At 71.3% G+C, this 14641-nt stretch carries 12 protein-coding genes and 1 pseudogene; 9 read left to right on the top strand and 4 right to left on the bottom strand.

Going from position 1 to position 14641, the window contains the following annotated elements; all coding sequences use genetic code 11:
• Positions 1-40: 40 nt before the first annotated feature.
• A pseudogene (locus ACWDYJ_RS26800) lies at positions 41-1269 on the bottom strand (RNA-guided endonuclease InsQ/TnpB family protein).
• A gap of 279 nt (positions 1270-1548) precedes the next feature.
• Between ACWDYJ_RS26800 and ACWDYJ_RS26795 the strand changes: the two are divergent.
• From ACWDYJ_RS26795 to ACWDYJ_RS26770, 6 genes are all read left to right on the top strand, one after another.
• Positions 1549-2565 carry an alpha/beta hydrolase gene (locus ACWDYJ_RS26795; protein WP_451568144.1) on the top strand — a complete coding sequence of 339 codons (1017 nt, stop codon included), beginning with the start codon at positions 1549-1551 and terminating at the stop codon, positions 2563-2565.
• On the top strand, positions 2558-3748 hold the full coding sequence (locus ACWDYJ_RS26790) for an acyltransferase family protein (RefSeq protein WP_451568143.1): 1191 nt from the start codon (positions 2558-2560) through the stop codon (positions 3746-3748). Before ACWDYJ_RS26795 ends, ACWDYJ_RS26790 begins: the two co-directional genes overlap by 8 nt.
• Positions 3741-5093 (top strand): histidine kinase, encoded by a 1353-nt coding sequence (locus tag ACWDYJ_RS26785; RefSeq protein WP_451568142.1) that lies wholly within the window; start codon positions 3741-3743, stop codon positions 5091-5093. The genes ACWDYJ_RS26790 and ACWDYJ_RS26785 overlap by 8 nt, the downstream gene beginning before the upstream one ends.
• Entirely contained in the window at positions 5090-5761 is a 672-nt protein-coding gene (locus ACWDYJ_RS26780) for a response regulator (protein WP_451568141.1), read from the top strand. Before ACWDYJ_RS26785 ends, ACWDYJ_RS26780 begins: the two co-directional genes overlap by 4 nt.
• Positions 5762-5848: 87 nt before the next feature.
• Entirely contained in the window at positions 5849-7183 is a 1335-nt protein-coding gene (locus tag ACWDYJ_RS26775; RefSeq protein WP_451568140.1) for a histidine kinase, read from the top strand.
• Entirely contained in the window at positions 7180-7839 is a 660-nt protein-coding gene (locus ACWDYJ_RS26770) for a response regulator (protein WP_451568139.1), read from the top strand. The genes ACWDYJ_RS26775 and ACWDYJ_RS26770 overlap by 4 nt, the downstream gene beginning before the upstream one ends.
• Here the strand turns inward: ACWDYJ_RS26770 and ACWDYJ_RS26765 are convergent.
• Positions 7751-8800, bottom strand: coding sequence for a GlxA family transcriptional regulator (locus ACWDYJ_RS26765; protein ID WP_451568138.1), 1050 nt, complete (start codon positions 8798-8800; stop codon positions 7751-7753). The two genes, ACWDYJ_RS26770 and ACWDYJ_RS26765, sit on opposite strands and share 89 nt — an antisense overlap.
• 128 nt (positions 8801-8928) lie before the next feature.
• On the opposite strand from ACWDYJ_RS26765, the gene ACWDYJ_RS26760 reads away from it, so the two are divergent.
• The gene (locus tag ACWDYJ_RS26760) at positions 8929-9585 is read left to right on the top strand and encodes an HD domain-containing protein (RefSeq protein WP_451568172.1); all 657 of its coding nucleotides are present in this window, start codon (positions 8929-8931) and stop codon (positions 9583-9585) included.
• Positions 9586-9620: 35 nt separating this feature from the next.
• Positions 9621-10823, top strand: a complete 1203-nt coding sequence (locus ACWDYJ_RS26755) for a cytochrome P450 (protein WP_451568137.1) — start codon at positions 9621-9623, stop codon at positions 10821-10823.
• A gap of 102 nt (positions 10824-10925) precedes the next feature.
• On the opposite strand, the gene ACWDYJ_RS26750 is transcribed toward ACWDYJ_RS26755, so the two are convergent.
• Together ACWDYJ_RS26750 and ACWDYJ_RS26745 are read right to left on the bottom strand one after the other, a co-directional pair.
• On the bottom strand, positions 10926-11495 hold the full coding sequence (locus ACWDYJ_RS26750; protein WP_451568136.1) for a hypothetical protein: 570 nt from the start codon (positions 11493-11495) through the stop codon (positions 10926-10928).
• A 440-nt stretch (positions 11496-11935) separates the two neighbouring features.
• The gene (locus tag ACWDYJ_RS26745; protein ID WP_451568135.1) at positions 11936-12748 is read right to left on the bottom strand and encodes a diacylglycerol kinase; all 813 of its coding nucleotides are present in this window, start codon (positions 12746-12748) and stop codon (positions 11936-11938) included.
• Between the two features lie 184 nt (positions 12749-12932).
• Between ACWDYJ_RS26745 and ACWDYJ_RS26740 the strand changes: the two genes are divergently transcribed.
• Positions 12933-14216, top strand: coding sequence for an adenylosuccinate synthase (locus tag ACWDYJ_RS26740; RefSeq protein WP_451568134.1), 1284 nt, complete (start codon positions 12933-12935; stop codon positions 14214-14216).
• The last annotated feature ends 425 nt before the right edge of the window (positions 14217-14641 follow it).

Raw genomic sequence — 14641 nt, 5'->3', positions numbered from 1 at the left:
GGGATTCCTCACCCTCCAGGGCTGATCGGGGATTTCTAGCTCACGCTGCCAGGCCAGGCGGCGCCTGGTCCGGTCTTCCACGATCAGCACCAGCCGGGCTGAGACCAGCCCGGACCAGCATCACGCGGGCGGAGTTCTTATCCCTGGGGGATACGACTCCGCACACGGTGCAGGCATACGTTCGCTCTGCGAGAGGTAGTGCGTGCTTGGTTCTCGCTCCGCACGGTGCGCAGTCCATGGTGGTGTGCGCGGGGTGGACCAGGTGCACGGCACGGCCGTGCTTGCGGCCCATCTCGACCAGGGCCGTCTTCGTCGCGGAGATCGCCGCGTCGGCCGCCTTGCGGGCCATGGTCGTCTTGGCGAGGAACTTCGGCCGGAAGTCCTCCACGGCCAGGGCGTCGTGGTCGCGCACGACCTTGTTGGCCCACTTGCGGCCGGTGTCCTGACGCTGCCGGGCCACCTTCTTGTGCAGCTTCGCAGCCTGCCGTTTCGCATGCTTGTAGCCCTTCGAGCCGGGCTTGCCCTTCGGGGGCTGCCGGCGGGCCATCATCCGCTGGTATCGGGCGAGCTTCTGCGCGGCCGTCCTGCCGTGCTGGGCGTGGGGCAGGTCGTGGACGTCGGATGTGGTGGTCGCGGTCTCGCGCACGCCCCAGTCGATCCCGATCACCGCACCCGTCTCCGGGAGCGGCTGCACCTCGGCGGGCACGACGAAGGAGCAGTACCAATGCCCGAGGCTGTCCTGATAGACGCGCACGGACGAGGGGGCTGCGGGCAGTTCCCGCGACCACACCACCATCACGGCGATACCCCCGGCGAGGTGCAGCGTCCCGTCCTTCAACCGGAACCCGCGCAGGGTGTAGTTGAGACTCGGCCGGGCTTCGCGCTTCCTCTTCCACCTGGGCATCCCGGCCCGCTGCCGCATCGGCAACCGCTCCTTGACGTCCTTCTGCGCCTTGGCGCGGGACTTCCCGAAATCCCGGATCAACTGCTGCTGCGGAACCGAGGGCCCTTCACGAAGCCAGGTGTTCCTGGCGCGGGCTTCAGTCAACATCCTGTCGAGCTGCGCCGGTCCGCAGGTCCGCTTGTCCCTCCCCTCGGGCCGGTCCTGTTCCACAGATGCGTCTGCTTCGACTTCGCGCAGCACTCGTTCCACACCCAGCGGCACCGGTCCCACTCGCCCATCAGGGCGGCGAGAGCGGCAGACGACACGCGCACGCGGAAGGTCCACCGGGCATGCCCGGCATCCGCCACTACCGGTGTCGTTGCCACCCCAACAAGCTATCCCCGACCACTGACAACAGCCCAAAGGGCAGGTCAGACCAGTTGCGAACCGACCTCCGGCGCTCCGCGCCCACGCTCCAAGGACCCATTCCTCCCCGGCCTGAAGGCCGGGGCATCCCGGGAGAAATCCGGTGACTGTCATACCTGAGAGCTACTTGCGAAGACGGCTCCACAGCGTGACGCCGACCACGGCCCCCGATTCCTAACTTCGGTACCAGAGCGGGCGCCTGCCCCTCGGGACCGAAGGACAAGGAAGAGGGACACGCCATGACCAGTGGCAGCCGTATCCGCCGCACTCTGCTGGCCGGCCTCGTCGCCGCGTCCGTCGTGCTCCCCGTGTCCGCCGCCGCGTCCCCCCAGGTGCCCGCTCCCGGGCCGACGCTGTTCACCGACGCCGCCACACCTCAGGCCCGTTACGCGGCCAACCTCGACAACCTCGCCGAGGCGGCCCGTATGGCGGAGGAGGCCGGCCGCACCGGCCGGGCCTCGAAGCTGCGGGCGATGGCGATGGCACCGACGACGGCTCCGACTGCGGCTGCGAACGGCGGCCTGGGCGGGGCGGGTTCCGAAGCCCGGTTCCTCGACTTCGACGGACGGGGCAAGGGGCGTGCCATCGAGGTGTTCGGGGATCTGGAGACCGCCGACCGGGTCACCGTCCTGGTGCCCGGTTCTGACACCACCCTGGACACCTACCAGCGTTTCCGTGGCGGAGCACTCTCCCTCCACCAGGGCCTCCATGCGGAGCATCCGCGCTCCGCCGTGGTCGCCTGGCTCGGGTACGACACCCCCGGGACGGTGAGCACCACGGTCCTGACCGCCGACCGCGCCGACGAGGCCGCCACCGAACTGGGGCCGTTCCTCAGCCGGTTGCAGGCGCTCACCGGCGACGACACCCGCATATCCCTCCTCTGCCACTCGTACGGCTCCGTCGTCTGCGCCCGCACCGAAACCGGGCCGAAGGTGACCGACCTGGTCCTGTTCGGCAGCCCGGGTACGGGGGCCGAAGCCGCTTCCGACCTGCCGACCCGTGCCCGGGTGTGGGCGGGGCGGGGTACCGGCGACTGGATCGGCAACGTCCCCCATGTCCGCCTCGGCGGGGTCGGGTTCGCCGCCGACCCGGTGGATCCCGCCTTCGGTGCCAGCGTCTTCGTCGCGGGCACCGCCGGGCACAGCGACTACCTCAAGCAGGGCACCACGTCCCTCGACAGCCTGGCCCGCATCGTCATCGGCCCTGCGGCGCCCACCGCGTCTCCCGTCGGCAGCGCGGAGGCCTCCCGTGGCTAGGCTCGCCGCCCGCTGGTCCCTCCTCGCGGAGCGCATCGACCGTTCGACTCCCGAGCACCGGGACCGATCCGTGGACGCGCTGCGGGCCCTCGCGATCCTCGGCGTGGTGCTGGGGCACTGGCTGGTCACCGCACTGACCACCGCCGACGGCGGCCTCAGCGGCAGCAGTCCGCTGGCCCATATACCCTGGCTCGCCCCGGTCTCCTGGGTGTTCCAGACCCTGGCCGTGTTCTTCCTGGTCGGCGGTCATGTCGCGGCCCAGGGTTACGAATCGGCGCGGGCGCGCGGAATCTCGTACGGGGCCTGGGTCGCGCAGCGCCTCGGCCGGCTGTTCCGCCCGGTGGCGGCGGTGCTCGCCCTGTGGGCGCTGGCGGCGGGCGGGATGCTGCTCGGCGGTGCGCAGACGGCCACGGTCCGGACCCTGCTCCAGCTGGTGTGGTCGCCCCTCTGGTTCCTGCTGGTGTTCGCCGCGCTCACCGCCGCCACGCCGCTCGTCGCCCGGATGAGTCCGCTGTGGCCGCTGGCCGTGGTGGCCGGGGTCGATGCGTGGCGGTTCGGCTTCGGGGGGCCTCAGTGGACCGGCTGGGTCAATGTCGCCGCCGGCTGGCTCGTCCCGTACACCCTCGGGGCCGCCTGGTCCCGGGGCGCCTTTACCCGGCGCCGCCCGGCTCTGCTCCTGCTGGGCGCCGGCGTGACGGCCACCGCCGCGCTGATCCTGTGGGGCGGATACCCGGCGTCCATGGTCGGGGTCCCGGGGGCCGCGATATCCAACCTGAACCCGCCGACGCTGGCCGCCGTCGCCTTCGGCCTCGCCCAGTGCGGACTGGCCCTGCTGGTGCGGGAGCCACTGGCCCGGGCCATGCGCAGGCCCAGGACCTGGGCGAAGGCGGCCCTGGTGAACCTGTCCGCGATGACCGTCTTCCTCTGGCACCAGACCGCGATGATGGCCGTCACCGCCGTCGGGCTGCTGTTCCCCGCCGACCTTCCCGGGCTGCACACCGTGCCCGATTCGCTGGGCTGGATCGGCGCGCGGCTGCTGTGGCTCCCGGTGTTCGCGGCCGCGCTGACCGTCTGCTGGGCCGCGTTCCGCACGTACGAGCAGCCCCGGCGCCCCCGTCGGACACCAGCGGCCAACAGCCGCCGAGCCCACCGGCCCCAGCCCAGGGAGGCGACCCATGCCTAGGCTGACCGATGTGACCAAGCACCACGCGCCCCACGCCGTATCTCCGGCCCATGCCACCGCCGAGCCCGGCGCCCCGGCCCGGACGTCGGTCCGGCAACTGGCGCGGGAGCTGATCACGCTCCGGCGGGACCCGCTGCCCCGGATGTCCCGGCCGCGCTGGCTGGCCTGGCTGCCCCATGTCGTCGTCGTCTATGCCGCCTTGTTCTTCGGCTTTCTCACCGTGGAGCAAATCGCCGACCACTACCACGTCTCCGGCGGCGTCGTGGCCGCCGCATCGGTCATTACCGGCCTGTCCATCGTGCTCGCGATGTTCCGGCCGCTGGCCGGCTGGTGGCTCGCCCTGCTCGCGGGTGGCCTCATCGCCTGGGCCACCCACAGCACTGTCGGACACGGCCAGACCTGGCCCTGGACGCCCGGCGGACTGTTCGCCTTCGCCGTTCCGCTGCTCCTGGTCGCTCTGCGGGTACCGCCCCGGGTGACCATCGCCGTCGTCGGTCTCTCGATCGCCCTCACAGGCCTTGCCGCGGCGCTGTTCAGGCCCGATCACAGCGCCACCGGCCTCTTCGTCGCCACCCTCCTCTTCGGCTTCGCGGGGCTCCTCGGGTACGCCCTGCGCGCCCTGCGCCTGGCCCGCGGCCAACTGGTCGTCCAGGAGACCCTCACCGAGGAGGAACGGGCCCGGCGAACCCTGCTGGAGGAGCGCAGCCGTATCGCCCGCGAACTGCACGACGTGGTCGCCCACCACATGTCGGTCATCTCCATCCAGGCGCAGGTCGCCCCGCACTTGGTGGAGAACCCCTCCGAGGAGCTGAAGGAGAACCTGGCGGGCATCCGGGAGAACGCCCTGGAGGCCTTGACCGAGCTGCGCCGTGTGCTGGGTGTGCTGCGCTCGGAGCATCCCGACGATCCGACCGAGCACCATCCGCAGCCCACCCTGGCCGAGCTGGACAGCCTCGTGGACAACGTGCGGGGCGCCGGACTGGACGTCACCACCGAGGTCGCGGGCATCCGGCGCCCGCTCACCCCGGGCGTCGAACTCACCGCGTACCGGATCGTGCAGGAGGCCCTGAGCAACTGTCTGCGCCACGCACCCGGTTCTCGTGTGGAGGTCGGCATCGCCTACGGGCCGCGCGACCTGCACCTGTGCGTGGCCAACAGCGCGCCGACCCGGCCCGCCCCGCCCTCGCAGGGTGCCGGGCACGGGCTGCTCGGCATGCGGGAGCGCGCGGGCATGCTGGGGGGCGAACTGGCCGCAGGCCCGCGCCCCGACGGCGGGTACGAGGTGAGCGCCGTCCTCCCCATGGACCCGCCCGGTTCCTCCTCCGAGACGAAGAAGGACGCATGAGCACTCCGATCAGGGTGATGATCGCCGACGATCAGATGATGGTCCGGCAGGGATTCACCGTCCTCCTCAACGCCCAGCCCGACATCGACGTGGTCGGCCAGGCCGTGGACGGCGCCGACGCCGTCACGAAGGTCGCCGAACTCGGGCCGGATGTCGTCCTGATGGACATCCGCATGCCCGGGATGGGCGGGATCGAGGCCACCTCCGTCATCACCGCGGCGCCGGGATCGGCCGTGAAGGTACTGGTGCTCACCACCTTCGACCTCGACGAGTACGTGTACGAGGCGCTGCGCGCCGGCGCCTCCGGCTTCCTCCTCAAGGACGCCTCGGCCGATCAGCTGGCCGAGGCGGTGCGGGTCGTGGCCGCCGGCGAGGCCCTGCTGTCGCCGAACATCACGAAGCGGCTGATCACCGAGTTCTCCCGGATGGGGGCGCCGCGCGCACCGTCCAGGGCACGGATCGAGGAGCTGACCGAGCGGGAGACGGAGGTGCTGTCGCTGATCGCCCAGGGCCTGTCCAATGCGGAGATCGCGGACCATCTGATCGTGGCCGAGCAGACGGTGAAGACCCATGTGAGCCGGATCCTGGTGAAGCTGGGGCTGCGGGACCGCACCCAGGCCGCGGTGTTCGCGTACGAGACGGGGCTGATCCGTCCGACGGGCTACTGACGACCCCGCGTAGTACCTGAGAGGGACGCCGGGAAATCCCCTTCGGTGGCGACGCGGACGACGGTGGCCGGGACCTACGGTTTGACCATGACCGAGACGACGACCGTGACGACCACCGGGGTGACCCCCCGGCCACCCGAACTGCGGCTGGCTTCAGGCGTGATGCGGAGCCTGCGTGAGGATCTGATCACCGACGCCTTCGCGTACAGGCCGCTTCCCCCGATGCGCACGGACGGTCCGCTGACGCGCCGGCTTCCGCAGCGGATACGCCCGACGGCGGCCTACCTGCCGCACGCGGTGGTGGGTGCGTTGGCGTTCCTCGTGGTTCTGATCGCGGCCACCTCCACCTATGCGCCGCCCGCCCAGTTCCTGCTGACGGGGCTGATAGCGGCGGCGCCGGTGCTCATGACCCTGGTGCGGCCGGTGGGGGCGTTCTGGGCGGCGTTGGCCGTCACGGGCGCGCTCTCACTGGTCCACGACCGGGATCTGACCTGGCCGTGGGCCCCGAGCACGTTCGCCGCGTATCTCGCCGTGGTGATCCTCGTGGCGATGCGGACCCGGCCGAGGGTGGCTGGGTGGATGTGGGCCATCACCGTGGTGTTCGGTACGGCGATGGCCGTACTGATCGGTTCCTCGCAGTCGATCCAGGTCGCCCCGATGGCGATCGCGACGGCGGTCGCGCTGCTTGCGGTCACCGTGCTCCACATCCGCAAGGAGGCCCAGCAGGAGGTCAGCGCGCAGCAGGAGGTGACGGCCGTCGAGCGGGACCGGCGGACGTTGCTGGAGGAGCGGACGACGATCGCGCGGGAACTGCACGACGTGGTCGCGCACCACATGTCGGTGGTGGCGATCCAGGCGGAGGCGGCTCCGTACCGGGTGAAGAATCCGCCGCCCGAGCTGGAGGCGGCGTTCCTCACCATCCGGGAGAACGCCGTGGCGGCTCTGACGGAGCTGCGCAGGGTGCTGGGTGTGGTGCGCTCCGCTGACTACGAGGCGCCCGATGCCCCGCAGCCGACGCTGGCCTCGCTGGACGGGCTGCTGGCCAATGTGCGGGACGCCGGGCTGAGCGTGGACAAGACGGTCACCGGCGCTGTGCGCGAACTGCCGCAGGGCGTGGAGCTGTCGGCGTACCGGATCATCCAGGAGGCCCTGAGCAACAGCCTGCGGCACGCGCCGGGTGCGGTGGCCGAGGTGGAGGTGTCGTACGTCCTGGGCGGTCTGGGGATACGGATCGTCAACGGTGCGGCGGTCGGGGATGTCCGGCCGTCCCCCGGCGCGGGGCACGGGATCACCGGGATGCGGGAGCGGGTGGCCATGCTGGAAGGGGAGATGACGGCGGGCGGGACGGCGGTGGGCGGGTACGAGGTCGCCGTGTTCATACCGGTGCGCAGCCGGCCGGAGCCGGAGGAGGCACCGGAATGACGATCAGGGTCCTGATCGTCGACGACCAGATGATGGTCCGCGAGGGATTCTCCGTCCTGCTGAACGCGATGGACGGGATCGAGGTGGTCGGCGAGGCGGTCGACGGCCGGCAGGCCATCGCCCAAGTAGCCGCCCTGAGGCCCGATGTGGTGCTGATGGACATCCGGATGCCGGAGATGAACGGCCTGGAGGCGACGCGGCACATCATCGCCGCCGACACGGACGCGAAGGTGCTGGTCCTGACGACCTTCGACCTCGACGAGTACGTGTACCAGGCCCTGCGGGCGGGGGCGTCCGGGTTCCTGCTGAAGGACGCGTCGGCCCGGGAGTTGGCGGACGGGGTGAGGGTGGTGGCGGCCGGGGAGGCCCTGCTGGCTCCCTCGGTGACGAAGCGGCTGATCGTGGAGTTCTCGAAGCTCTCACAGGCTCCGCGGCTCACCGATCCGGCGGGTGTGGCGGAGCTGACGGAGCGGGAGACGGAGGTGCTGGTACTGATCGCGCAGGGGCTGTCCAACGCCGAGATAGCGCACCGGCTGCTCGTCGCGGAATCCACGATCAAGACGCATGTCAGCCGGATCCTGGTGAAGCTGGGACTGCGGGACCGGACGCAGGCGGCGGTGTTCGCCTACGAGAGCCGGCTGGTGAGCCCGGCATAGGGAGGGCTTCGTGGCGGGTGGTGCGGAAGCGGGACGCGTAGGCGGAGGGGGTGGTGCCCAGATGGCGGGCGAAGGCCCGGCGCAGGGACTCGTCGGTGCCGAGGCCGCTGAGGCGGGCGGCGAGGGTGACGGGCTCGCCTCGCTCCAGGAGGATGCGGGCGCTCTCCAGGCGCAGGAGCTCCACGTGGGCGGCCGGGGTGGTGCCGGTGTGGGCCTTGAAGAGGCGGGAGAGGTGGCGGGGGCTGAGGCCCGCGCGCCGGGCGAGGGCCGGGAGGCCGTGGTCGGCGGCGGGGTCGGCGGCCATGGCGTCGAGCAGGGGCCGCAGGACCGGGTCGCGGGTGGGTGAGGTCCGGGAAGCCGCGGAGAACTGGGACTGGCCGCCCGGCCGTTGCAGGAAGACCACGAGGTCGCGGGCGACGCGGCGGGCGGTGTCGGGGCCGAGGTCCTGCTCGACCAGGGCGAGGCAGACGTCGATGCCCGCGGTGACGCCGGCGGAGGTGAGGACGGGGCCGTCCTGGACGTAGATGGCGTCCGGGGTGACGGTGGTGGCCGGGTAGGCGCGGGCCAAGTCGGCGGCGTGCTCCCAGTGGGTGGTGGCGCGGCGGCCGTCCAGCAGCCCGGCCGCGGCGAGGGCGAAGGCGCCGGTGCAGACGGCGGCCACCCGGTCGGCGCGCTCGGCCAGCCGGGCGACGAGCGTGACGAGGGAGGGGTGGGCGGTGAGAGTGGCCAGGTCGGCCGGGCCGGGGACCACCAGGGTGGCGGTGCGGCCGACCGCCTCGGCGGGGAGGTCGGCGTCGATGCGCAGGCCGGTGGAGGTGCGTACGGGGGCGCCGTCGGGGGTGCAGACCTGGACGGAGTAGGGCGGGCCGGCGGTGGTGAACACCTCCAGCGGGGCGGCCACGTCCAGCAGTCGGGCGCCGTCGAAGGCGAGGACGGTGATGGTGTGGGTGGTGGCGGCCATGAGGGAACGGTAGCGGGCAGGCGTGTCCGGATGTGTGGGGTACCTGGCCGTACAGACATGGCGGGCGGGGGCGGGTGACGGGGAGGCTCGGGGCACGTCGAAAGGAGCGGGACATGGGTGAGCAGGGCATGCGGGGGTCGGGGCGGCGGGAGGACACGGCTGCCGGAGTGGGCGTGCCGGACAGCAAGCTGGCCACGGCGGCGACCGAGCTGGTGCGGGACACGACGAGCGAGTTGATCTATCACCACTCGCGCCGCGTGTACTGGTTCGGGAGCCTGCAAGGGCGGAACCGGGGCCTGGACTTCGACCCCGAACTCCTCTACATCGGGGCGATGTTCCACGATCTGGGACTCGGGGAGCGGTTCCACGGCAGCGGGCGTCGGTTCGAGGTCGACGGGGCGGAGCAGGCCCGGCGGTTCCTGGAGGGGCACGGGGTGCCGCAGGAAGGCATCCGCCGCGTCTGGACGGCGATCGCCCTGCACACGACGCCCGGGATACCGGAGTTCATGGATCCGGAGGTGGCCCTGGTGACGGCGGGGGTGGAGTACGACGTCCTGGGCATCGGCTTCGACGACATCGACGCGGCCGCCCGGGCGGAGATCACCGCCCTGCATCCGAGGCCGGACTTCAAGCGGCGGATCCTGGAGGCCTTCACCGAGGGCGTCGCACCCAAGCCGGACACGGCCTTCGGCAACGTGAAGGCCGATGTACTGCGGCACTTCGTCCCCGGCTTCACGCCGGGGGATTTCGTGCAGGTGATCCAGAACTCCCGCTGGGAGGAGTAGGGCGCCGCACCGAAGGCAAGGCCTAAGGTGCGGGGATGGGTTTTGATCCGTGGGATGCCGCGTTCGTCGCCGATCCGTACCCCGCCTACCGGGAGTTGCGGGAGCAGGGGCGCGCCGTGTGGTCACAGGCGACGGGGCAGTGGCTCGTGCCGCACTACGCCGATGTGAACGCGCTGCTGCGGGACCGGCGGCTGGGGCGGACGTACCTCCACCGGTTCTCGCACGAGGAGTTCGGGCGGCAGGCTCCGCCGCCGGAGCACGAGCCGTTCCACGTGCTCAACGGGAACGGCCTGCTGGACCTGGAGGATCCCGCGCACGCGCGGGTGCGGCGGCTGGTGGCGAAGGCGTTCACCCCGCGCACCGTGGAACGGCTTGCGCCCTCGGTGGAGCGGCTGGCCGGGGAGTTGGCGGCCGGGCTGCTGGCCGCCGGTGGCGGGGATCTGCTGACCGCCGTCGCCGAGCCCCTGCCGGTGGCGGTCATCGCGGAACTACTGGGGGTGCCCGAGGCGGACCGGGCGCTGCTGCGGCCCTGGTCGGCGGACATCTGCGGGATGTTCGAGCTCCAGCCGGGCGAGGAGACCGCCCGGCGGGCGGTGGCGGCGAGCGTGGAGTTCAGCGCGTACTTGCGGGAGCTGATCGCGGAGCGGCGCAAGCGGCCCGGGCCCGATTTGATCTCCGGGCTGATCGCCGCTCACGATGAGGAGGGCCGGCTCAGCGAGCTGGAGATGATCTCCACCTGCGTCCTCCTGCTGAACGCCGGGCACGAGGCGACGGTCAATACGACGGTGAACGGCTGGTGGGCCCTGTTCCGCAATCCGGACCAGCTCGCCACCCTCCGCGCCGATCCCGAAAAGTTGTCCACAGCTGTGGATGAACTGATGCGCTACGACACTCCCCTCCAGATGTTCGAGCGCTGGGTGCTCGACGACATCACCATCGGGGACACGGTCATCCCGCGCGGAGCCGAGGTCGCGCTGCTCTTCGGGTCCGCGAACCGGGACCCCGCGCGCTTCGAGAACCCCGACGCGCTGGACCTCGTACGGGCCGACAATCCGCATCTGAGCTTCGGGGCCGGTATCCACTACTGCCTGGGTGCGCCGCTGGCCCGGCTGGAGCTGGCGGCCTCGTTCGGGGCGCTGCTGGACGCCGGTGTCCCGCCCCTGCGGCTCGTCGAGGAGCCACAGTGGCGGGACGGCTACGTCATCCGGGGGCTGCGCGAACTGCTCGTAGAGTTCTAGCAGTTGACTCAGCGTCCCACTGGACGAGAGGAACCACCGCAGCCCGTGCCGCAGCCCGTGCCGCAGCGCACGGCGCCACGGAACGGGCGGGGGTGACGGTCTCTAACAGAATCGGTCGATCGCCTTGTTGAAGGCGACCTCGTAGGCCTTGTCGTAGGCTTCCTGCGCCGCCTTCTGGCCTGCGGCATCGGGTGCCAGCCTCTGGAGGTTCGGCGGGTTCGGCTTGGCGTCGCACGCACCGGACTGGGCCAGCTCCCTGCCCTGGGCGAACCCCTCAGTGGCCCCCCGCTTGCGTTCCTTGTCGACCAGTTGCTTGTTGACCTCGTCCTGCGCCTCCTTGCCACCCAGGCAGTTCGTGTTGGGACCGCCTTCCTGGAAGGCCCTCCACTTACCTGCCGGCACTTCACCGGACTTGAAGGTGCCGTCGTCGCCCGCCTGGGCGCTCCCCACGCCGTCGCCACCAATCTGGTCGAGGAACACCTTGCCCTTCTTGAATCCGTCACCGCTGATCGTCGCCTTGGCCGCATCGGCCGCAGCTTCGACGAAACAGGACACGGTGGGGGCTGCCGCCGGGCCCGTCGGCGCCGCGCCCCACGCGAGGGCGGCCGGACCGACGGCGAGCGAACCGGCCAGGAGCGGAGTGAGCAGGATGATGCGAGTGCGTTGCTTCATCGTTCTTCCTCACCTGTGAGGAGAAGGTTGCTTGCTGATCGCGAAACCCAGGCTGCCACCGGACAAGCTGCTCGAAAGTGCCGAACCCGGCTGCGCGCCTCTCCGGCAGGCGGAGGAAGTACGTACGGGGCACAGGGGGCGACGCGATGTGCGTCGCCGCGCGCTTGACGGTGAATACCACTGGGGGTGGCAGCTCCTGGAACTGGAGACGTCGATCTCTCCCATCGTCACCCGCCCGGCCGAAGATGTCGACCGGGAGGCGCGGCGCCGACAGCCCTTCCACCTGGCTCGCCGCATGCCCCCACACCGGCCGCTGCCCCGGCTCCCACCGTGCGCAGAGCCCGGCCTCCGACAAGCGCCGATACGGCCGCCTCGGCACGGCAACCGCCGCCGCCCTCAGCACACGGGGCCCGCCGCCCGGCGCGCCCCCGGCCCTTCCGTCAGCGCGGCAGCGTGAGCGACCACGACGCGGCGCGCAGCGTCCAGGTCCGGCGCCGTACCGGCCCCGTCGAGACCTGGTCCGCGCGGTAGCGGAAGTCCGCCCCCGAGACCGTCACCGCCTCGGCGCGCCCGGTCAGCGCGGGCGCCCCGGACAGCCGGACCACCACCTCCGCGGGCCCGCCCGGCTCCCGCGTACGCACCGCGACGTCCTCCACCGGATGGTCCACGTCCGCCATGACCACCCCGTCCGCCTCCACCCGCAGCCGGTGCACCCTCCCCGTCGCGGGCCCCGCCGGGTTCGGCAGCAGCGTGCGCAGCAGCGAGCGGTACGTGCCGCTCCACCGCGCGGCCGCCGCCGTACGGGTGAGCGGAGGCGAGATCCGCAACCCGCCCAGCACGACCCCGTCGCTGTCGTCCACCAGCAGGTCCCTCGCGTGCGCCACCCCGTCCAGGGCAGCCCGCGCCGCGAGCACCGCCGACAGCGGCACCCCCAGCGACCGGGCCAGCGCCAGCGACCCCGCAGGCCCCACCGGGACCAGGGAAATGACCCCGTCCCCCAGGCTCCGCTCCCGGTGCAGCAGGCCCACGGCCCGCACCAGCGCGCCGTCGTCGCCCACGATCACCGGCCGCCGATGACCCCGGCGGGCGAGAGCCCGCGCAAATTCCTCCCGCGAATCCGGGAGGCAGATTTTCGCTGCGGCTCCCGCTGACAACACATCCTTCGCGATTCGCACGGACTCGCCGTCAAGACGGCGGGCGACCGGGTCGACGAGCACGAGCAGGCCGCCTACCGGCGCGCCCGCATGGCTCATGGTGGGCTCTGGAGCCGACACCTCGGTCCTTCCTCGGGTAGCATCTTTGTGCAAGAGGCCCTTGCGCTATTGCGCCAGGGCCTTCGTCTATTCCGGGGCACCGGTCCGACGGCTCAGCCTGCGGTGTACATCGTCGTACGCCCCCTGACCTTGGACATGCCCCATCCGGAAGAGGTGTACGCCTGTGCCCGCTCTTGTGCTGCTCGGAGCTCAGTGGGGTGACGAGGGCAAGGGAAAGGCCACCGACCTGCTCGGTGGATCCGTTGACTATGTGGTGCGCTATCAGGGTGGCAACAACGCCGGCCACACGGTCGTCGTAGGCGACCAGAAGTACGCACTGCACCTTCTCCCTTCCGGCATCCTCTCCCCCGGATGCACCCCTGTCATCGGTAACGGTGTCGTCGTGGACCCGGCCGTCCTGCTCTCCGAGCTGCGCGGCCTGAACGAGCGCGGAATCGACACCTCCAAGCTGCTCCTCAGCGGCAACGCGCACCTCATTACGCCGTACAACGTCACGCTGGACAAGGTCGGCGAGCGTTTCCTCGGCAAGCGCAAGATCGGTACGACCGGCCGCGGCATCGGTCCGACGTACGCGGACAAGATCAACCGCATCGGCATCCGCGTCCAGGACCTGTACGACGAGTCGATCCTCACCCAGAAGGTCGAAGCGGCGCTGGAGGGCAAGAACCAGCTCCTCGCGAAGCTCTACAACCGCCGCGCGATCGACCCGGCGCAGATCGTCGAGGAGATGCTCCAGTACGCGGAGCAGATCAAGCCCTACGTCGCCGACACCACCCTGATCCTCAACAACGCGCTGGACGAGGACAAGGTCGTGCTCTTCGAGGGCGGCCAGGGCACCCTGCTCGACGTCGACCACGGCACGTACCCCTTCGTCACCTCCTCGAACCCGACCGCCGGCGGCGCCTGCACCGGCACCGGCGTGGGCCCGACGAAGATCAGCCGTGTCATCGGCATCCTCAAGGCCTACACGACCCGCGTCGGTGCCGGACCGTTCCCGACCGAGCTGTTCGACAAGGACGGCGACGACCTGCGCCGCATCGGCGGCGAGCGCGGTGTGACCACCGGCCGTGACCGCCGCTGCGGCTGGTTCGACGCCCCGATCGCCCGCTACGCGACCCGCGTCAACGGCCTGACGGACTTCTTCCTCACCAAGCTGGACGTCCTCACCGGCTGGGAGGAGATCCCGGTCTGCGTCGCGTACGAGATCGACGGCAAGCGCGTCGAGGAGCTCCCGTACTCGCAGTCGGACTTCCACCACGCGAAGCCGATCTACGAAAACCTCCCGGGCTGGTCCGAGGACATCACCAAGGCCCAGACCTTCGAGGACCTCCCGAGGAACGCCCAGGCATACGTCCGGGCCCTTGAGGAGATGTCGGGCGCGCCGATCTCCGCGATCGGCGTCGGCCCCGGCCGCACCGAGACGATCCAGATCAACTCGTTCCTGTAGGAACACGGCGGCATCCGAAGGGCGGCACGCGACCGGCGTGCCGCCCTTCGGCGTTCCGGCCGGGGCCCACCCGTCTCCGGCTGTACGCGGATCCCTCGACCCGCACCCGTTGTTCAGGGGGTGGGGGCGGGGCGGGGGCGGGGGCGGGGGCTGTACGGGATCCCGGTTAGCGGGTCGGTGAGGTGGGGCGGGGGTGTGGGGGCGGGGGTGTGGGGGCGGGGCGGGGGTCGGTGGCCGGTGTCCAGTGATCCGGGATCAGAGAAGGTATGGGGGCTTCCCGTCAGTCTCATCGTCTCTCCGTGTCGGGCCGGCCCCTCAAGAGCGCTCCTGCGTCGCGTCGCTACGCGATGTCGCTGCGCTCCACTCTTGACCGACCGTCCCGCCCCGGACATACGAAGACTGTCGGGAAACCCCCAAAAGAACGG

This window comes from Streptomyces sp. NPDC003042, from assembly GCF_053591315.1.
This window is presented reverse-complemented; position numbering and strand designations above follow the sequence as displayed.